Consider the following 18,972-nt stretch of genomic DNA (forward strand, 5'->3'; position numbering starts at 1 on the left):
GGATTTATTAAGATGCGACAGTGACTAAAGAATCTAAAAACTGCTGCCATTTACTCGGTTCACCAAGGTAATTTTGTAATGGAACACGTAACCATTTATCTTGCTGTTGTATCAACAGAGTTGGAAAACCAGAAGCCCCTGACTGCGCTAACAGAGCCTTACTGCTTTCGATGTGGGCTGGGGTTTCATGTTGTTCACATTCGCTGTAGTCGGACAGATACTGAGGTACATCAAGGCCAATATCTTTTGCAAGGTCGAGAAGCACGTCAACATCTTTAATATGGCGCCCTGAAATATAGTGCGCTTTTTGGATGGCTTTAAGCATTTCAAAGCCTTTGCCTTGCTTGGTTGCCGCTAATATAGCGGTTTGCGGTGGTGTTGAGTCCATAACCAAATTAGGTTCGTGTAGCATTTTTATATAGTCATCGCCAAACACTTGCCCTGTCATTGATGCAATGCGCTTATCTGATTGCAGAATATATTGGCGAAAATTATCATCTAAATGTAGACGAGCGTCACCTGCTAGCATGCCACCACCATGCATTTCAATGTTGATACTTGGGTGTTGCTTGGCAATTTCGACTAAAGGTGCTGCAGCGTAGCACCAGCCGCAATAAGGGTCATAAATATAGTGTAGGGTGATGTTGCTCATAATCGTTCTCTTTATTTGCTATTTTTAAGTAATTTGAATTAAGTTGTATCATTACCATCAAAAGATTAATACCACTATCATCTAGTTAAATCAGCCAAATTGTTTTAGGTAAGTCATTTAGTGTGTAGATACGAGACATACCACGCAACTGGCTGAAATAGTGAAAATTACTTAATTACTGAGGCCATTTCATTTCGCCTTTAATGACTTTTGCACTAAGTTCTAAGCTTGATTTATCATCTAATTGTGGGTACTTCGCTGCAACTTTTTGGATGAGCTCATCTGAGTTTTTACTTGTTTTATATGCACTTTCAAAGTCCTGTAAATATTTTTGAGTGAAAGAAACCGTCGTTACATCTAGTTTAGACGCCCCCGTAAAGTGGCCGGGAACAACGGTTGCTGGGTTCAGAGCTTTGATGTCTTCTAATGTTTGTAGCCAATTTTTACGCGACTCTTCTGTTTGTGTATCAGCAACCCAAACATGAATATTGTCAGAAACAATGACACCACCCACAACGGCTTTCAATGATGGAACCCAGACATAGGTTCTATCTGGCGAAGCGCCATCAAGGCCTTTAATTTCAAGTCGTTCGCCATCAACCGTAAAGCTATCTCCTTTAATCACTTCAGGGACGATAACATGAGTAGGGGCTTCATCTTTTAATACACCGCCCCAGTAAGCAAGTTTGCCATCTTTAGTGGCTTTAATGGCTTCAACTGTGTTTGCTGTCGCGACCACCTTTGCCTCTGGGAAAGCGTTTGTTAGGGTATCGAGCCCAAAATAGTAATCTGGATCTGAATGGCTAATATAAATCGTGGTTAATTTCTTATTGAGTTTTTTGATTTTATCAACCAATTGTTGTGCATCATTTTTTTGAAATTGCGCATCAATCAGTACCACTTCACTTGAGCCGCTAATAATTTCAGAGGAAACAGGGAACACGCTGTTATTTCCGGGGTTATAAACATCCAATGCCAGTTTTTCAGCTTGTGCTAGATTCATAGTTGTGGCGAATAATGTGGTTGCTGCTAATAAGGTCAATTTCATGTTGTATCCTAAAATGAAGTTATACAGAAAAGTTTGTTTTGCATGTCGTGTATACTAAATTGCAATGATAAGATGAAAAACCCCATAATTAGGTGTTGTTTGTTGCATAATTCGGTCAAATGAGAGTGGCATGGATAGATTAAAAGCGGCAGAAGTATTTATTACTATTGTTGAACAGGGCAGCCTAAGTGGCGCAGCTGAAAAACTGGATATGTCGAGAGCGATGGTGACACGCTATTTGTCGGAAATGGAACAGTGGGCGGGGGTCCGTTTACTAAATCGCACCACGCGGAAATTAAGTTTAACTTCCGCAGGGGAAGGTGTATATCAACAATCTTTGCAACTTAATGCGATTTCCCAAATGGTGCCTGTGCAACAAGAGCATGATGCAAAAGCATTATCCGGTTTAGTGCGCATTAGTTGCTCACAATCTATTGCCCAAAGTGCGCTCTCTGTGGCTATTGCTGAGTTTATGACACTCTATCCGAATATGGCTATTGATATGCAAATATCGAATAAATCGGTTAATTTAATAGAGGAGCGAATTGATTTAGCGATCCGCATCACCAATCAGCTGGAACCGAGTTTAATCGCTAAACCCTTGTCAACTTGCCATTCTGTTATTTGCGCTTCACCTGATTTTTTAAAAGGAAAAAAACATCCTGAAAAACCAGAGGATTTAGTTTTACTCGATTGCTTAACCTATAATTTTTTTGGTCGTAGCTTATGGGTATTTGAAAAAGCAGGCATGCAGCATAGTGTGTTAGTTGATGGGCGCTTAAGTGCTAACGAATCCGTATTTCTCGCTGAAGCAACATTGCAAGGCGCGGGTATCTCTATGCAACCTTATTATTCAGTCGCTAATCATTTGGCTTCGGGGGAGTTAGTTCAGTTATTACCTGAATATACGCCAATGCCACTAGGTATTTACGCTGTGTATACTAGTCGGCAAAAAATGCCAACCGCCCTGAGAGTGGTGATTGATTATCTCGCTAACTGGTTTAAAACTTCACCTCACTGGCAGTTATTGGTGCAACAGCGCGGAAGTTAGCTGGGTTTTTATTTGATTAAAGTTATCCTCTAAATGTTGAGTAAAAATATTGGTCAATTGTGATGAGGGGCGGTGAATAGGCCTTATCAAGCTAACAGTAAAAGGAATAGAAAAACTGAGTGGGCGCAGCGCTAGCTTGCCAGCGGATTGTTGGTGAAAATCTAATGCGGTTAAAGGGTTAACAATAGAAATTCCAATTCCTTTTAGTGCCATAGCGCAAATAGATGAAGCCGAATGTGTTTCCATGACCATTTTTCGTTCGACGTGGTGTTCCGCAAAGGTTGAGTCAATCAACTGACGGTAGCTGTCAGTTAATGACAGGCTAATAAAACGTTGGTCTTGGAAATCGTTGGGGGTTAACACGTCTTTTTGGGTTAAAGGGTGGCTTGTGGGTAAAACACACACTTCATTTAAACTTCCCAGTGTTTGTTGTTCAGTTCCCGGTGGCATTTGCAGATGTTCAGTGAGGCCAAAATCGTAACGTTGAGCCGACAACCATTCTTCAAGAACCGGGGATTCTTGCGGGATCACTGTGATGCTGACCTCTGGGTAGTTTTCCATAAATGACTGGCAAACTTGGGGTAATAAAGATTGGGCGAAAGCCGGTAGACAGGTTATCGATATTTGTGCATGTTCGAAGCGGCGGATGGTTTCTGCTGAATTTTTAATACGCTCCAAGCCATAATAAGAGCGTTCAACCTCTTCAAGAAACCGTAATCCTTGTGCAGTAGGTTGTAACCGCCCTTTGACTCTATCGAATAACTTAAACTGCAAAAGGTATTCTAAGCGTGCAAGTTCACGGCTAATAGTGGGTTGTGAAGTGTTCAGCAGCGCAGCGGCTTCCGTCAGGTTGGGGGTAGTCATCACTGCACGGAATATTTCGATGTGCCGCCATGAAATGGCTTGCATAGAAAGTCCTTAAATAAAGTCTATATCAAATATGAATAGACTTTAGCAAAATAGATATTTTTTTTCCCGTATTATTCTTTGAATAATAGCTTTTAATATAATAAAAACTTGCAAACGAGAAAGACAATGACTTCATTCGCAACGACAACAAGCCAATATTTAACTCCTGAGTATTTACGTGTATTACCTGAGCAGTATGGTAGCCCTGTTTGGGTTTATGATAGCGCGGTGATCATTGAGCGTATCAAGCAATTACAAGTTTTTGATACCGTCCGCTTTGCACAAAAAGCGTGCTCGAATATTCATATCCTGCGCTTAATGAAACAGCAAGGCGTTAAAGTCGATTCCGTTTCATTAGGGGAGATTGAACGTGCGCTGGTGGCAGGGTTCCAGCCTGGGCGTGAAAACTCAGAAATCGTATTTACTGCAGATGTGCTCGATAGAGCGACATTAGCGAAAGTCACTGAGCTAGATATCCCTGTAAATGCAGGCTCGATTGATATGCTTGAACAAATTGGCGAACAAAAAGCAGGTCATCCGGTTTGGTTACGCATCAATCCGGGTTTTGGCCACGGCCATAGTCAAAAAACTAATACTGGTGGTGAAAATAGTAAGCACGGTATTTGGCACGAAGACTTACCTTTAGCGTTAGAGAAAATTCGCCATTACAATTTGTCGTTGGTTGGCATTCATATGCATATTGGTTCTGGGGTTGATTACCAGCACCTTGCTGATGTGTGTGATTCGATGGTGGCGTTTGTCACCACCGCAGGGGTTGATCTTCATGCAATATCAGCGGGTGGTGGGTTATCCACACCTTATCGTGAAGGTGATGAAGTAATCGATGTGCAACATTATTACAGCCTATGGGATAACGCTCGCCAACGTATCGAACAACACTTAGGGCACAAAATTGAACTTGAAATAGAGCCTGGCCGTTATTTGGTTGCTGAATCAGGCGTATTGTTAGCTGAAGTGCGAGCTGTTAAAGATATGGGGAGCCGCCACTATGTGTTAGTGGACAGCGGTTTTAATGATCTCATGCGCCCAGCGATGTATGGCAGCTATCACCATATTTCACTGTTACCCACGGATGGACGTAACGTTGATGGGGCTCAACTAAAAGACACTATTGTCGCTGGCCCTCTGTGTGAATCAGGAGATGTATTTACCCAGTTAGAGGGCGGTTTAGTGGTGACTCGCGCTTTACCCGAGGTAAAAGTTGGCGATTTCCTCGTTTTTCATGATACGGGGGCTTATGGTGCATCCATGTCATCAAACTACAATAGCCGCCCATTATTACCCGAAGTGATGTTTGTGAATGGCAAACCACAATTGATTCGCCGTCGCCAAACGATAGAAGAGCTATTGGCTTTGGAGTTGTAAGCCTTCCTTTCATTATAGATAAATAGATAACGGCATCTTACTCATAGGCTATTATTGTAAGATGCGGTTATTCTGATTCACCACATCTATATTTCCATGTATTTTACCTACCTTATGTAAATTCTACGCAATACAATAAAAATCAGAAGGTAAAAATCGGTGCAAAAAGCGATGAGGGTTCTTCGTAAACTGTATAAGTATGAAAATAGCCAGTATGACGTTGAGCGTGAGGTTTCTGTTTATAGTCAAAGTACACTTTCAGACAAAGAACAATTGGAACTAACACGAATTAATTGGCAAGTGAATCACATTGAGTCTTTCAATGACCATGCTGATATTATGCGCAAGTTCAACAGTTTAAAAAAAGAGGAAAAACTCAGCCAAGAGCGCTGTTTTGATGCTTTCATTGCAGGTGTTGGGGGAAGTTATTTACGAGGACGTTCAGTACTAGGTGCTTTCCATAAACTCCAAAACATACAGACTCATGACTATATAGAAAAAACACAACTAGCCTGTTGCTGGGTATGCAGTGACTACAACCGAAAAATCTATATTAATGATAGTTATTTTCAGTACTGCTTATATTACGGAAATTCCTATACAGGTAATACCTCTTATGCTTATTTAAATTTAAAACATTTACTTAATGTTGAGCCAGTACAGCCATTTGGGGACGATAAAATTAAATTTAACCAGTTATTGGATTTATTCCGTTCTGCTAAGGATGATGAAACCCCCGGTCATTTTGAAAAGCGTTTGGCAGAAGCCAAAATAATCCCGGGTAATAAATACACACATAGAGGGGTTTTACAATCTTTAGCATTAATCGGTGTGATACCAAATCAGTTTATCCCTTTATCATTAGCATCGATGGTTAATTTTGGTGACCTTGTGAGTGCTGAGTCCCAGTTAAACAATACTAAAGGTCGCTCTGATATGGAGATGCCATGGGCTGGCTGGAAAGGACACTTAGGTATTGATGAAGACAAAGTGGTTGAATATTTCAATGATTATTTACTTTAAATATGAATGTCAAAGGGAACTCTTGAGTTCCCTTTGATTTACAAGTAAAAATCAATCAAGCCGCTTTCTTTTTCTTACTAGCTTCTTCATTTGATGGCTCATTTGGCGACTTTTTTGTAGGAAGTACACCCAAATCATCAAATTCAAACTCATCGACGTTGATCGTCCGTAACCGACTTGCTTCTGCTCTACGCAAGATATCGGCTTCCTCTTGCGTAATCACATTTTCAGGAAGTAATTGGTCAGCAAGCTTATCTAAGCGAGTAAAGCTGAGTTTGCGCTCTTTTAAACGGCAAATACGTTCGAAAATAGGTTCAGCGGCAATGATATCCAGTAATGCTTGGTTAACTAAGCCATGAGGGTTGTTTTCCGTAGGTGTTAAATACTGACCACGGCCCAATCTGTCGCGCGTTTCTGATGGTTCCATCAGGATTTGAGCAAGCTTATGGTCTAATCGGTCTGATGGTGTTGACATCGCACGGCCAGTAGGGAACAGCGTGATGCGCATGACCCCAGCAACCAACTTGTTAGGGAAGTTTTTCAGAAGGTCATCCATCGCTTTTTCTGATTGATATAAACAATCTTCAACTGCCCATTTTACTAGTGGCAAATCAGCTTTTTGACGGCCTTCATCTTCATAGCGTTTTAAAGTTGCAGATGCGAGATATAAGTTACTTAAAATATCCCCTAAACGTGCTGAGATACGTTCGCGACGTTTTAAACTGCCACCTAACACGCCCATGGCAACATCGGATAGCAATGCTAAGTTGGCACTTTGGCGGTTTAGCATTTGATAGTAACGACGAGTTTCATCTTTGGTCGGAGCATGACTTCCACGGCCATTGGTCAAACCAAGCCAGAAGCTACGGAATTGATTACTAATTACATGACCAATATGGCCAAATACGGCTTTGTCGAATTTATGTAAGTTGTTATCCTGCGCAGCGGCCATTTCTTCTAATACAAAAGGATGGCAACGGATAGCCCCTTGGCCAAAGATAATCATACTGCGGGTGAGGATATTTGCCCCTTCAACCGTAATGGCGATCGGTGCGCCTTGATAGGCTCTAGCAACAAAGTTTGAATCCCCAAGGCAAATGCCTTTACCGCCAGTAATATCCATGGCATCAATAATGGCGCGCTGGCCCCGGTGCGTACAATGGTATTTAACAATAGCAGATAGAACAGCAGGTTTTTCACCTAACATAATCCCAGAGGTAATGAGAGTTGCCGCCGCATCCATAAGATAAGTATTACCAGCAATGCGTGCTAATGGCTCTTCAATCCCTTCCATTTTCCCAATGGGTAACTTGAATTGGCGACGAATATAAGAGTAAGCCCCTGTTGCGATGGCAATACTCTTCAAACTACCCGTTGAGTTCGATGGCAATGTTATGCCACGGCCCACAGAAAGGCACTCAACCAACATTCTCCAGCCTTGGCCTGCCATTTTTGGACCACCGATAATGTAATCGATAGGTACAAAAATATCTTGTCCGCGGGTAGGGCCATTCATAAATGGAATATTTAGTGGGAAGTGGCGATGACCAATTTCAACTCCTGGGGTGTTGGTTGGAATTAATGCACAGGTGATACCAAGATTTTTCTCACCGCCTAATAACTTATCAGGGTCGGAAAGTTTGAATGCGAGGCCTAATACAGTGGCAATCGGCGCTAAGGTAATATAGCGTTTGTTCCATGTTAAACGCATCCCTAATACTTGCTCGCCTTGCCATTCACCCATACAAACAACACCTGAGTCTGGGATAGCACCAGCATCGGAACCTGCTTCAGGGCTGGTTAGCGCAAAGCATGGAATTTCTTCACCCGTAGCTAAGCCAGGTAAATAACGTTGTTTTTGTTCGTCAGTACCATAATGTTGCAGTAATTCGCCCGGGCCTAATGAATTTGGCACACCTACCGTGATAGCAAGAATACCAGACACGCCTGCGAGCTTCTGTAGAACCTGTGACTGTGCATATGCAGAGAACTCAAGGCCACCGTATTCTTTTTTGATGATCATAGCGAAGAAGCGGTGATCACGTAGGTACTGCCATACTTCAGGTGTTAAGTCTGCAAGTTCATGGCTAACTTCGAAGTCGTTGACCATGCCACAAACCGTTTCAACAGGCCCATCAATAAACGCTTGTTCTTCTGCCGTTAATTGAGGTTTCGGGTAGTTGTGCAGCTTGTTCCAATCAGGAGCTCCACGGAAAAGGTCACCCTCCCACCACGTTGTTCCTGCATCAATCGCCTCTTTTTCTGTACGCGACATCGGTGGCATGACTTTTTGGAACATTTTCATCGCACGAGCGGAAAAAAGAGATTGGCGTACTGGGCTGAATACAAAAGGAAATAGTACCAAGGCGACTGGTAGTAACATCCAGTAGCTCCAAAGGTTCATTGCGCCCATCACCGCGGTATAGGCTAATAACAATATCGAGCTAAAAATTAAAGAGGTTTTGTGATAACAAAGTACGCCGATTAAGGCGAGAAATAACACAATGCTGAGAAGGATCATAGTTAAGCTCCCGTCTACTTGTAAGAGGTCTGACCTGTTTGTTGCTTTAATCTATACCCATTAATAAAGAATTAGCAATGTATTTACATCTTAATTACAACTTAGCTCACAAAAACGTCATGTAAAGGAAGTTATTGCAGTAATTTGTCTTATTGGTTATGAGTTTCGATGAATTTTGTCGATAGGGCCAAGACAGCACAATCAAAAGTAGAAACAAAATTATCCCTGTGCAACAATCTGACTATTAAAGATTAATTACTGATATCTATCTGAGTTTTGCCATGGAGCGCCATTTTTCTTTTAGGATAATTTGGATATGAATTAATCGTACTCTCTATAACGTATTCTTAATTAAGAGGAAATCTCATGTATCAAGACTTAATCCGTGGTGAGCTGACAGAAGCGGCCGAGACGTTATCGAATTTTCTTAGCGATGATGCCAATATTGCTGCTATCCAACAGGCCGCTGTACTGCTCGCTGACTCTTTTAAAGCGGGTGGCAAAGTATTATCTTGTGGTAATGGGGGGTCTCACTGTGATGCAATGCATTTTGCTGAAGAATTAACAGGACGTTACCGTGAAAACCGCCCGGGTTATCCTGCAATTGCAATTTCAGATGTGAGTCATATATCTTGCGTGAGTAATGACTTTGGATATGAATACGTTTTTTCACGTTTCATCGAAGCTGTTGGTATGAAAGGGGATGTTTTACTCGGAATTTCTACCTCTGGTAATTCAGGGAACATTATTAAAGCGATTGCGGCAGCACGTGAAAAAGGCATGAAAGTCATCACGCTAACAGGCAAAGATGGCGGGAAAATGGCTGGCACCGCGGATATCGAAATTCGAGTCCCACACTTTGGGTATGCCGACCGTATCCAAGAAATTCATATTAAAGTTATTCATATCTTAATTCAGTTAATCGAAAAAGAGATGGTGAAATAACAGTTATTACTGTTTCAGGAGTTTTTAAATGTGCGAGTTACTTGGCATGAGTGCCAATGTTCCAACCGATATTTCGTTTAGCTTAAGTGGGTTAATTTCCCGAGGTGGGCAAACTGGCCCACATAAAGATGGCTGGGGAATTACCTTTTATGAGGGGCTCGGGTGTCGCACATTTAAAGATCCTCAACCTAGTTTTTTGTCACCTGTCGCCCGCTTTGTGCAGGAATACCCGATTAAGTCAGAAAGTATTGTTGCTCATATTCGCCAAGCAAACCGAGGGGATGTGTCGTTAGTAAACACTCACCCCTTTACTCGCGAGCTATGGGGGCGTAATTGGACTTATGCGCATAATGGGCAGTTAAAGGGATATCGTACACTGAAAACTGGGCGCTATTGGCCGATAGGTGAAACCGATAGCGAATGGGCATTTTGCTGGATACTTCATCAACTCAGTGAAAAGTACCCACGCAGGCCATCGAATTGGAAAAGTGTGTTCCGTTTTATTGCGACCTTAGCTGACCAATTGCGTCATAAAGGCGTGTTTAATATGTTGCTGTCTGATGGGCAATATATGATGGCCTTTAGTTCAACGAATTTGCATTGGCTAACGCGCAAGGCACCATTTGGTAAAGCTAAATTACTCGACCAAGATATTGAAATCGATTTTGAGCAGTGCACGACACCCACTGATGTTGTTTCTGTCATCGCAACGCAACCATTAACGGGTAACGAAAATTGGCAGCGAATTGACCCCGGTAATTTCGTCTTATTCTATCTTGGTGAGCGCATATTGTGATTTAGACCCTAACAATTTTGTTGGGGTTTCAGGTTGGTCAATAACTGCATATTTACCTAACGCGACGGACACCTCAGCGGGTCTTCCTGTACGGTTGAAATACTCGTAAGCAGGTTGGAGTTGTTTCCAAAAGGCATAGTGGCTGGAATTGCGGTAGCGCAGCATATTTTCATTTGTCATTCTAAATGGGTAAATGCTGACATTAATGACGGGCTGTCCGCTAAGTAAGGCTGTCTCTACCCTTTGGTAAATTTCACCCATATATTCATCCGTCATGGCATAACACCCAACTGAAACACAACTGCCATGGATCATAAGGTAGCTACCGTTATAGCCTTGTGCCTTATCAAACTCATTAGGGAAACCGATATTGATAGATCGGTAATACCGACTGTTAGGATTGAGCTGTTCTGTTGTAATTTGATAAAATCCTTCTGGGCTTTTTAGGTCACCTTCAATCTTTTTGGGACCTAGCCCGCCAGAGAATTTACAAATTGGGTAAGTTTTCGACAGTTTATATTTTCCTGATGGCGTTTTTTGATAGAGTTCTAATAAACCTTCTTGCTTAAATATTTGAATAAAAATAGATGAATTTGGGTTATCAGATACGTTATTATTAAGTAGAAATGAATAGTTACTCGCCTGAATAGCAGGGGAATATATGAGTATAAATAAAAAAATTGCACTAAAAAATTTACTTAATTTCATATCTAAGCCATATCACGAAAATGTTATTGAACAAAAAGAGTACATATTTTATGCATTTTAGACGAGTAAATCGAAAATTAATATAGTTTGTTAATAGTTTTTAAATGAACCTTTATTGCTTAAAAATTAAACATTGGTCGATAAATATGAGCTTAAGCATCGATAATAACGAATTGTTAACAGAAAAATTTAAATATTAATGCAATTTGCTTGAACTATGTCACTTCTATAGCCGGACATAGAGAGTGGGAACTGATAAAATTATGGTTGGCAGAAGATAAAATTTAGTAACAATTATGTGAGAATACCTGCTTAAGTGATGACTATTACTTGAGCTATTTTTTATTTAATGAGTCGCTATCATTCATTGCTGAATCGTTAGCTTAGGGTTTAACTGATAAACTTGTGCAGATCTTATGATTAAAATTAAAAAAGGCCTCAACCTTCCTATCGCAGGTGAGCCAGCCCAAGTGATAGAAGACGGCCCGAAAATTCAACACGTAGCTGTGCTAGGTGAAGAATATGTCGGAATGCGTCCTTCGATGCTGGTTAAAGAAGGTGAGCGTGTAGTTAAAGGACAGGTTCTTTTTGAAGATAAAAAGAACCCAGGGGTTTTGTTTACAAGCCCAGCCTGCGGTCAAATTATTGCTATTAATCGTGGTGAGCGTCGTGTGCTTCAATCCGTTGTCATCGAAATTGATGGTGACGAACAAGAAACTTTTGCAGCTTATACTCGTGATGAGCTATCAACGTTAACTCAACAGCAAGTTGAAGATAATTTGATAAAATCGGGTATGTGGACATCTTTAAGAACGCGTCCATTTAGCCGTTCACCACAGCCTGGTTCTTCACCTATCGCTATTTTTGTCACTGCAATGGACACTAACCCACTTGCAGCGGATCCTGTTTTAGTTATTCAAGAGCAAGAACAAGCATTTAACGATGGGCTTTTGGTTTTAAGTCGCTTAACGGAAGGTAAAATCCATGTGTGTCATGGAGAGGGAGACTTACCGAAGAATGCGGCTCATAACCAAATTTCTTATACCCAATTTACAGGGCCGCATCCTGCTGGTTTAGCGGGAACTCATATCCATTTCTTGGAACCGGTCAGTATTAAGAAAAAAGTTTGGAGCCTTAATTACCAAGATGTAATCGCTATTGGTAAGCTATTTGTTACGGGTCACCTTTACACAGACCGCGTGATTTCATTAGCAGGGCCACAAGTTGAAAAGCCTCGTCTTCTGCGTACTCGCCTAGGTGCTGATTTATATGAACTAACACAAGGTCAGCTTAAAGCAGGTGAAAACCGTATTATTTCGGGTTCAGTCCTTTGGGGCGTGACATGCGATGATACCCATCACTATCTTGGTCGTTTTCATAATCAAGTCTCAGTGTTAGCCGAGGGTCGCGATAAAGAATTATTTGGCTGGATTATGCCAGGTGTTAATAAATTTACGATTACTCGTACCACAATCGGGCACTTCCTGAAAAATAAACGCTTTAATTTTACAACGACAATGAACGGTGGCGAACGTTCGATGGTACCAATTGGTAACTACGAGCGAGTCATGCCTCTCGACATCATGGTCACTCATTTATTGCGCGATCTCCTTGCTGGAGACACTGACACATCACAAGAATTGGGCTGTTTAGAGTTGGACGAAGAAGATTTAGGTTTATGTACCTATGTTTGCCCAGCGAAATATGAATATGGTCCGGTGCTACGTGATGTTCTGACCAAGATTGAGCTAGAAGGGTGATTCCATGGGTCTGAAAAATTTATTTGAAAAGTATGAGCACCATTTTGAGCCCGGTGGAAAGCTAGAAAAATACTATGCGTTATTTGAAGCAGTTTCGACTGTTTTTTACACGCCGGGTACGGTAACAAAAGGGCGTTCTCATGTCAGGGATACCATCGACCTGAAACGTATGATGATATTGGTATGGCTAGCGGTTTTCCCAGCGATGTTCTGGGGAATGTATAACGTTGGTAACCAAGCTATCCCAGCTTTGCACCAATTATATAGCGGAGCTGAGTTACAGCAAGTTCTCGCAAGTGATTGGCATTATAGCTTAGCACAGTTTTTAGGCGCATCACTTTCGATGGATGCAGGGTGGGGAAGTAAAATGCTGCTGGGTGCAGTGTATTTCCTGCCTATTTATGCAGTCGTTTTCTTAGTCGGTGGTTTCTGGGAAGTGTTATTCGCCATGATCCGCGGCCATGAAATAAACGAAGGCTTCTTTATTACCTCGATTCTATTTGCCTTGATTGTGCCGCCAACTATTCCTTTGTGGCAGGCTGCATTAGGTATTACTTTCGGGGTTGTTGTCGCGAAAGAAATTTTTGGCGGTACTGGGCGTAATTTCTTAAACCCGGCATTAGCGGGTCGTGCTTTCTTATTCTTTGCTTACCCTGCTCAAATATCAGGTGACTTAGTTTGGACAGCTGCAGATGGCTTCTCTGGTGCAACACCATTATCACAATGGGCAACAGGTGGTGAGCATGCGCTAATGAACACGGTGACTCATGAACCGATTACTTGGATGCAAGCTTTTTTAGGTAACATGCCAGGTTCAATTGGTGAAGTGTCAACACTGATGCTGTTTATTGGTGGTGCTCTTATCATGTTCTTCCGCATCGCATCATGGCGTATTGTTGCTGGTGTGATGGTCGGCATGATTGCAATGTCTTACCTATTCAATGCTATTGGCTCTGATACCAACCCATTATTTGCCATGCCATGGTGGTGGCACATGGTACTCGGCGGCTTCGCATTTGGTATGATTTTTATGGCGACAGACCCAGTATCAGCGTCATTCACAGACAAAGGTAAATGGGCGTACGGTATTCTGATCGGCGTAATGTGTGTCCTTATCAGGGTTGTTAACCCAGCTTATCCCGAAGGGATGATGCTGGCTATCCTATTCGCCAACCTGTTTGCTCCTCTGTTTGACTATCTGGTCGTTCAAGCAAATATTAAGCGGAGAAAAGCTCGTGGCTAATGAAAAACCAATTAATAACGATAGCGTCGGCAGAACATTTCTAGTCGTTTTTATTCTTTGCCTAGTGTGCTCAATTGTCGTCGCAGGGGCTGCCGTTGGTTTAAAACCACAGCAGCAAGAGCAGATTCAGTTAGATACTCAACGTAATATTTTAAGTGTGGCAGGTTTGCTACAACCTAAAATGACCGCTGAGGAAATTCAAAGTGTATATAAGGAACGTATCGAGCCTAAGCTTTTGAATTTTAAAACTAATGAATTGTCTGATAGCACTAGCCGTTATGACTTAAATAACGAGCTACGTAGTGAAGAAACGAGTATTGCATTATCTCCAGCAGAGGATATTGCAAAAATCCGCCGTCGTGCCAATAGCGCTGAAATCTATTTGGTTAAAGATGAAACAGGGAAAGTATCACAAATTATTTTACCTGTTTACGGCTCTGGCTTGTGGTCTGTGATGTATGCCTTTATTGCGGTTGATGTAGATGGTGTCACCTCTCGTGGTATTACTTACTACGCACATGGTGAAACCCCAGGTCTGGGTGGTGAGGTTGATAATCCTCAGTGGAAAGCGCAATGGCCTGGTAAAAAACTGTTCAATGAACAGGGGGTTCCGGCAATTAAAATCGTGCGCGGTGGTGCTACAGATAACCCATTCGGTATCGACGGCCTTTCAGGTGCGACTCTAACATCAAACGGGATCCAACATATGTTTGATTTCTGGTTAGGGGATAACGGTTTTGGTCCGTTCCTGAAAAAAGTACGTGAAGGAGCGCTGAATAATGGCTGATTCAAAAGAAGTAAAACGCGTCCTACTTGGGCCGCTATTTGATAACAACCCGATTGCCTTACAGGTATTAGGGGTTTGTTCTGCACTTGCAGTGACAACGAAGTTAGAAACCGCACTCGTTATGACGATTGCTGTAACCTTAGTGACGGCATTTTCTAACTTCTTTATTTCACTTATCAGGAACTATATTCCGAGCAGTGTACGTATTATCGTTCAAATGGCGATCATTGCATCTTTAGTTATTGTGGTTGACCAAATTTTACGTGCATATGCCTATGAAATATCAAAACAACTTTCTGTATTTGTTGGCTTGATTATTACTAACTGTATCGTAATGGGGCGTGCTGAAGCTTATGCAATGAAAGCGCCACCAATTGAAAGCTTCATGGACGGTATTGGTAATGGTCTAGGTTATGGTGTGATCCTTATTTTAGTCGGCTTTTTCCGTGAGTTATTTGGTTCCGGCAAATTGTTTGGCATCACAGTTTTTGAATCACTACAAACCGGTGGTTGGTACATGCCAAATGGCTTGTTCCTCCTCGCGCCAAGTGCATTCTTTATCATTGGTATGCTGATTTGGGGATTACGTACTCTAAAACCAGCTCAGATAGAGAAGGACTAATAACATGGAACATTATATTAGCCTGTTTGTTAAAGCCATTTTTATTGAAAATATGGCATTAGCGTTTTTCTTGGGAATGTGTACTTTCCTTGCGGTGTCGAAGAATGTAAAAACCGCTTTTGGACTGGGTATTGCTGTAACGGTAGTTCTTGGGATCTCTGTTCCAGCCAATAACTTGGTATACAACTTGATATTACGTGATGGTGCGATTGCGGAAGGTATCGACTTATCCTTCTTGAACTTCATCACTTTTATCGGGGTTATTGCCGCGTTAGTTCAGATCCTTGAAATGATTTTAGATCGCTACTTCCCATCACTGTATAACGCGTTAGGTATCTTTTTGCCATTGATTACCGTTAACTGTGCCATTTTCGGTGGTGTTTCTTTCATGGCTCAGCGTGATTATAACTTTAGCGAATCGGTCGTGTATGGGTTCGGTTCGGGGATCGGTTGGATGCTCGCAATCGTATTGCTGGCGGCTATCCGTGAGAAGATGAAGTACTCAGATATTCCATCGGGTCTAAAAGGGTTAGGTATCACCTTTGTGACAACCGGTTTAATGGCATTGGGCTTTATGTCCTTCTCCGGTGTGCAGCTATAAAGGCGAGAAGAATTCATGGAAATTATTATTTTAGGTGTCGTGATGTTTACCCTGATTGTCTTGGTGCTGACAGGTTTAATCCTGTTTGCAAAATCCAAGCTAGTCAACACAGGGAACATCAAAGTTGAAGTTAATGGCGATCCAGACAAAAGCTTTGAAGCTCCAGCAGGTGACAAGCTGTTAGGCATGTTATCAAACCAAGGTATTTTTGTTTCATCAGCGTGCGGTGGTGGTGGCTCTTGTGGTCAGTGCCGTGTGACAATCAAAGAAGGCGGTGGTGATATTCTGCCAACTGAGCTTTCACACATCAACAAACGTGAAGCAAAAGAAGGTTGCCGATTAGCGTGTCAGGTCAACGTTAAACAAGATTTAAAAATTGAGCTTCCAGAAGAAATTTTTGGTGTGAAGAAATGGGAGTGTGAAGTTATTTCTAATGATAACAAAGCCACTTTCATTAAAGAGCTAAAATTGAAAATCCCAGAGGGCGAGGTTGTTCCTTTCCGTGCGGGTGGCTTTATTCAAATTGAATGCCCGGAACATGTCGTCAAATATGAAGATTTTGATGTGCCGGAAGAGTATCGTGAAGATTGGGATAAATTTAACCTGTTCCGTTATGTGTCTGAGGTTAAAGAGCCAACGGTTCGTGCTTACTCAATGGCAAACTACCCGGAAGAGCATGGCATCATCATGCTAAACGTGCGTATTGCTACACCTCCACCTCGTAACCCTGATGTTCCACCAGGAATTATGTCCTCTTATATTTGGTCATTAAAGCCAGGGGATAAAGTGACGATTTCTGGGCCGTTTGGTGAATTCTTTGCTAAAGAAACGGAAGCAGAAATGGTGTTTATCGGTGGTGGTGCGGGAATGGCACCAATGCGTTCTCACATATTTGACCAACTGCGTCGCTTAGATTCTAAACGTAAGATCAGTTTCTGGTATGGTGCGCGTTCAGTCCGCGAGATGTTCTACACAGAAGATTTTGACCAACTTGCAGCCGAACATGAAAACTTTACATGGAATGTAGCGCTTTCTGATCCTATGCCTGAAGATAATTGGAATGGTTATACAGGTTTCATTCATAATGTTTTATATGAAAACTACTTAAAAGACCATCCGGCGCCAGAAGATTGTGAGTTCTATATGTGTGGGCCTCCAATGATGAATGCTGCTGTGATTAAAATGTTGAAAGACCTCGGTGTTGAAGATGAAAATATCTTATTGGATGACTTCGGTGGTTAAGCAACTTAGCTGATTTTATTAGATTTATTAAAGTCAGTAGACAGTAATACTTTAAAGAGGGAAAATATTTTCCCTCTTTGTGATTTTAGTAAATCGATTAAGTGCTAATTAGCTAGCGCTTAATCGATAGATTTATAATTATTTTGACTGGAACATTCTCTGCATGGGTGACGATGTAAAGTGTGTTAATAGTCTGGGCGACCTTAACAAAATGCGCTCATGATTGACGCGGAGAAAATTATGCTAAGTAAAAGAATCTATACCCCAATACTGCTATTTGTTGCGGCTCTGTTTCTTACTGCCTGTGGTGGACCTGAACAGCAGAATCTTCAGGGGCAAACGATGGGCACGTACTATTCGGTTAAATATGTTACAGACTCTTCGGAGCCAAAGCCTGAAGCTATTCAAGCTGAAATAGATAAACGTCTGGAAGAAGTTAACGACCAAATGTCAACATATCGCCCAGATTCAGAATTAAGTCGTTTTAACCAATTTAAAGAAGTGAATACACCATTCCCTGTATCTGCTGCAACGGCAACAGTGGTTAAAAAAGCGATTGAAATTAATAAGCTGACAAGTGGTTCATTAGATGTAACGGTTGGCCCTTTAGTTAATTTATGGGGTTTCGGTCCTGAAGGAAGAGTGACTAAAGCACCTTCGGATGAGGAATTAGCTAAGCGTAGCGCTTGGGTTGGTATCGAAAAACTTGCTGTTCAAGATAATAACCTAATTAAAACAATCCCTGAGCTGTACGTTGACCTCTCCTCAATTGCTAAAGGTTATGGTGTCGACGTTGTTGCTGAATATTTAGAATCATTGGGTATCAATAATTATATGGTTGATATCGGTGGTGAAGTGCGTACGAAAGGAACAAATGGTAAAGAAGTGCCATGGCGTATTGCAATAGAAAAACCTGCAGCGGATGGGGCAAGCCAAACAGCACAAGAGGTCATTGAACCGGGTGACCGTTCTATCGCTACATCAGGAGATTACCGTAATTATTTCGAGCAAGATGGCGTTCGTTTTTCTCATACGATTGACCCGAAAACAGGAAAACCAATCACTCATAATTTAGTTTCTATTACGGTGATTGCAGAAAATTGCATGAGTGCTGATGGCTTATCTACAGGGCTAAATGTTTTGGGGCCTGAAGCTGGCTTTGCTTTAGCTGAAAAAATGAATATTCCTGTTTTCATGATTGTTAAGACAGATAAAGGTTTTGAAGAGCGTTATACTAAGGCATTCGAACCGTTTTTAACCAAAAAACAGTAGTTGTGGGAGGACAAAAAAATGCTTAATATTTTCATTGCAGCCTTTGCACTGTTTTTGTTGGCCTTTTTAGGCATGTCACTTGGGTATATTATTAAACGTAAGAGTATTCAAGGTAGCTGCGGTGGGTTAAGCAGTATTGGTGTTGAAAAAGTGTGTGATTGTCCCGAACCTTGTGATGCGCGTAAGAAACGCATGGCACGCGAAGAAGCACGTAAAAAACTGCTCAATAAAAACCGAATTATATAATTCAACTCTTAATTTATATACCTTAGCTAACAGTATTGTTGGCTAAGGTCGCTATGAAAAGCATTATACTATTTAATCTTACGGACGTGGCTTAATATAACTTGTTATTATGTAATAAAATAAAATGATTATTTTAAATTATGTAAGTTAAAAACTAAGC

18 protein-coding genes are annotated in these 18,972 nt (G+C 41.5%); 13 read left to right on the forward strand and 5 right to left on the reverse strand.

The window, feature by feature from the left end:
* Nucleotides 1–7 precede the first annotated feature (7 nt).
* Both PR809_RS13715 and PR809_RS13720 read right to left on the reverse strand, forming a co-directional pair.
* Nucleotides 8–652 carry a DsbA family protein gene (locus tag PR809_RS13715; protein WP_206276697.1) on the reverse strand — a complete coding sequence of 215 codons (645 nt, stop codon included), beginning with the start codon at nucleotides 650–652 and terminating at the stop codon, nucleotides 8–10.
* Between the two features lie 175 nt (nucleotides 653–827).
* Entirely contained in the window at nucleotides 828–1,700 is an 873-nt protein-coding gene (locus PR809_RS13720) for an MBL fold metallo-hydrolase (protein WP_166267747.1), read from the reverse strand.
* A gap of 130 nt (nucleotides 1,701–1,830) precedes the next feature.
* Between PR809_RS13720 and PR809_RS13725 the strand changes: the two genes are divergently transcribed.
* Nucleotides 1,831–2,751, forward strand: a complete 921-nt coding sequence (locus tag PR809_RS13725) for a LysR family transcriptional regulator (RefSeq protein ID WP_206276696.1) — start codon at nucleotides 1,831–1,833, stop codon at nucleotides 2,749–2,751.
* Here the strand turns inward: PR809_RS13725 and PR809_RS13730 are convergent.
* Nucleotides 2,725–3,660: a LysR family transcriptional regulator gene (locus PR809_RS13730; protein ID WP_206276695.1), complete on the reverse strand. Its 936-nt coding sequence runs from the start codon at nucleotides 3,658–3,660 to the stop codon at nucleotides 2,725–2,727. The genes PR809_RS13725 and PR809_RS13730 overlap by 27 nt on opposite strands.
* A gap of 126 nt (nucleotides 3,661–3,786) precedes the next feature.
* Here PR809_RS13730 and lysA point away from each other — a divergent pair, with 126 nt between their 5' ends.
* Both lysA and PR809_RS13740 read left to right on the forward strand, forming a co-directional pair.
* Entirely contained in the window at nucleotides 3,787–5,046 is a 1,260-nt protein-coding gene (gene lysA / locus PR809_RS13735) for a diaminopimelate decarboxylase (RefSeq protein WP_206276694.1), read from the forward strand.
* A gap of 159 nt (nucleotides 5,047–5,205) precedes the next feature.
* Complete coding sequence (locus PR809_RS13740; protein WP_272524548.1) at nucleotides 5,206–6,069, forward strand: hypothetical protein; 864 nt, start codon at nucleotides 5,206–5,208, stop codon at nucleotides 6,067–6,069.
* Nucleotides 6,070–6,124: 55 nt separating this feature from the next.
* Here PR809_RS13740 and fadE read toward each other — a convergent pair whose 3' ends face one another.
* Nucleotides 6,125–8,590 carry an acyl-CoA dehydrogenase FadE gene (gene fadE / locus PR809_RS13745; protein WP_166267739.1) on the reverse strand — a complete coding sequence of 822 codons (2,466 nt, stop codon included), beginning with the start codon at nucleotides 8,588–8,590 and terminating at the stop codon, nucleotides 6,125–6,127.
* 366 nt (nucleotides 8,591–8,956) lie between these two features.
* On the opposite strand from fadE, the gene lpcA reads away from it, so the two are divergent.
* A complete protein-coding gene (lpcA, locus tag PR809_RS13750) occupies nucleotides 8,957–9,535 on the forward strand; it encodes a D-sedoheptulose 7-phosphate isomerase (protein WP_102139756.1) in 579 nt (192 codons plus the stop codon).
* 28 nt (nucleotides 9,536–9,563) lie between these two features.
* Complete coding sequence (locus PR809_RS13755) at nucleotides 9,564–10,331, forward strand: class II glutamine amidotransferase (protein ID WP_102139755.1); 768 nt, start codon at nucleotides 9,564–9,566, stop codon at nucleotides 10,329–10,331.
* Here PR809_RS13755 and PR809_RS13760 read toward each other — a convergent pair.
* The gene (locus PR809_RS13760; RefSeq protein ID WP_102139754.1) at nucleotides 10,302–11,039 is read right to left on the reverse strand and encodes a L,D-transpeptidase family protein; all 738 of its coding nucleotides are present in this window, start codon (nucleotides 11,037–11,039) and stop codon (nucleotides 10,302–10,304) included. The genes PR809_RS13755 and PR809_RS13760 overlap by 30 nt on opposite strands.
* A 416-nt stretch (nucleotides 11,040–11,455) precedes the next feature.
* Here PR809_RS13760 and PR809_RS13765 point away from each other — a divergent pair, with 416 nt between their 5' ends.
* The 8 genes from PR809_RS13765 (at nucleotide 11,456) to nqrM (ending at nucleotide 18,812) form a co-directional block, all read left to right on the forward strand.
* Nucleotides 11,456–12,799, forward strand: coding sequence for a Na(+)-translocating NADH-quinone reductase subunit A (locus tag PR809_RS13765; protein ID WP_166267737.1), 1,344 nt, complete (start codon nucleotides 11,456–11,458; stop codon nucleotides 12,797–12,799).
* A gap of 4 nt (nucleotides 12,800–12,803) precedes the next feature.
* A complete protein-coding gene (locus PR809_RS13770; RefSeq protein WP_004914105.1) occupies nucleotides 12,804–14,042 on the forward strand; it encodes an NADH:ubiquinone reductase (Na(+)-transporting) subunit B in 1,239 nt (412 codons plus the stop codon).
* On the forward strand, nucleotides 14,035–14,829 hold the full coding sequence (locus PR809_RS13775) for a Na(+)-translocating NADH-quinone reductase subunit C (RefSeq protein ID WP_102139751.1): 795 nt from the start codon (nucleotides 14,035–14,037) through the stop codon (nucleotides 14,827–14,829). The genes PR809_RS13770 and PR809_RS13775 overlap by 8 nt, the downstream gene beginning before the upstream one ends.
* Nucleotides 14,822–15,451, forward strand: a complete 630-nt coding sequence (locus PR809_RS13780; protein ID WP_102139750.1) for an NADH:ubiquinone reductase (Na(+)-transporting) subunit D — start codon at nucleotides 14,822–14,824, stop codon at nucleotides 15,449–15,451. Before PR809_RS13775 ends, PR809_RS13780 begins: the two co-directional genes overlap by 8 nt.
* 4 nt (nucleotides 15,452–15,455) lie before the next feature.
* Nucleotides 15,456–16,052 (forward strand): NADH:ubiquinone reductase (Na(+)-transporting) subunit E, encoded by a 597-nt coding sequence (gene nqrE / locus PR809_RS13785; RefSeq protein ID WP_102139749.1) that lies wholly within the window; start codon nucleotides 15,456–15,458, stop codon nucleotides 16,050–16,052.
* Nucleotides 16,053–16,067: 15 nt separating this feature from the next.
* On the forward strand, nucleotides 16,068–17,294 hold the full coding sequence (gene nqrF, locus PR809_RS13790; protein ID WP_166267735.1) for an NADH:ubiquinone reductase (Na(+)-transporting) subunit F: 1,227 nt from the start codon (nucleotides 16,068–16,070) through the stop codon (nucleotides 17,292–17,294).
* A 240-nt stretch (nucleotides 17,295–17,534) separates the two neighbouring features.
* Nucleotides 17,535–18,566, forward strand: a complete 1,032-nt coding sequence (locus PR809_RS13795; protein ID WP_102139784.1) for an FAD:protein FMN transferase — start codon at nucleotides 17,535–17,537, stop codon at nucleotides 18,564–18,566.
* 18 nt (nucleotides 18,567–18,584) lie between these two features.
* Nucleotides 18,585–18,812 carry a (Na+)-NQR maturation NqrM gene (gene nqrM / locus PR809_RS13800; RefSeq protein WP_102139747.1) on the forward strand — a complete coding sequence of 76 codons (228 nt, stop codon included), beginning with the start codon at nucleotides 18,585–18,587 and terminating at the stop codon, nucleotides 18,810–18,812.
* The last annotated feature ends 160 nt before the right edge of the window (nucleotides 18,813–18,972 follow it).

It is taken from the genome of Providencia sp. PROV201, assembly GCF_028479545.1.
Classification (GTDB): Bacteria; Pseudomonadota; Gammaproteobacteria; order Enterobacterales; family Enterobacteriaceae; genus Providencia; species Providencia huaxiensis.

What these genes read in the sequence shown, in the direction of transcription:
- PR809_RS13720 (WP_166267747.1), bottom strand. Translation starts at nt 1,700, where the DNA reads ATGAAATTGACCTTATTAGCAGCAACCACATTATTCGCCACAACTATG.
- PR809_RS13715 (WP_206276697.1), bottom strand. Translation starts at nt 652, where the DNA reads ATGAGCAACATCACCCTACACTATATTTATGACCCTTATTGCGGCTGG.
- PR809_RS13725 (WP_206276696.1), top strand. Translation starts at nt 1,831, where the DNA reads ATGGATAGATTAAAAGCGGCAGAAGTATTTATTACTATTGTTGAACAG.
- PR809_RS13795 (WP_102139784.1), top strand. Translation starts at nt 17,535, where the DNA reads ATGCTAAGTAAAAGAATCTATACCCCAATACTGCTATTTGTTGCGGCT.
- PR809_RS13780 (WP_102139750.1), top strand. Translation starts at nt 14,822, where the DNA reads ATGGCTGATTCAAAAGAAGTAAAACGCGTCCTACTTGGGCCGCTATTT.
- lpcA (WP_102139756.1), top strand. Translation starts at nt 8,957, where the DNA reads ATGTATCAAGACTTAATCCGTGGTGAGCTGACAGAAGCGGCCGAGACG.
- nqrE (WP_102139749.1), top strand. Translation starts at nt 15,456, where the DNA reads ATGGAACATTATATTAGCCTGTTTGTTAAAGCCATTTTTATTGAAAAT.
- nqrM (WP_102139747.1), top strand. Translation starts at nt 18,585, where the DNA reads ATGCTTAATATTTTCATTGCAGCCTTTGCACTGTTTTTGTTGGCCTTT.
- PR809_RS13730 (WP_206276695.1), bottom strand. Translation starts at nt 3,660, where the DNA reads ATGCAAGCCATTTCATGGCGGCACATCGAAATATTCCGTGCAGTGATG.
- PR809_RS13765 (WP_166267737.1), top strand. Translation starts at nt 11,456, where the DNA reads ATGATTAAAATTAAAAAAGGCCTCAACCTTCCTATCGCAGGTGAGCCA.
- lysA (WP_206276694.1), top strand. Translation starts at nt 3,787, where the DNA reads ATGACTTCATTCGCAACGACAACAAGCCAATATTTAACTCCTGAGTAT.
- PR809_RS13770 (WP_004914105.1), top strand. Translation starts at nt 12,804, where the DNA reads ATGGGTCTGAAAAATTTATTTGAAAAGTATGAGCACCATTTTGAGCCC.
- nqrF (WP_166267735.1), top strand. Translation starts at nt 16,068, where the DNA reads ATGGAAATTATTATTTTAGGTGTCGTGATGTTTACCCTGATTGTCTTG.
- PR809_RS13755 (WP_102139755.1), top strand. Translation starts at nt 9,564, where the DNA reads ATGTGCGAGTTACTTGGCATGAGTGCCAATGTTCCAACCGATATTTCG.
- PR809_RS13760 (WP_102139754.1), bottom strand. Translation starts at nt 11,039, where the DNA reads ATGAAATTAAGTAAATTTTTTAGTGCAATTTTTTTATTTATACTCATA.
- fadE (WP_166267739.1), bottom strand. Translation starts at nt 8,590, where the DNA reads ATGATCCTTCTCAGCATTGTGTTATTTCTCGCCTTAATCGGCGTACTT.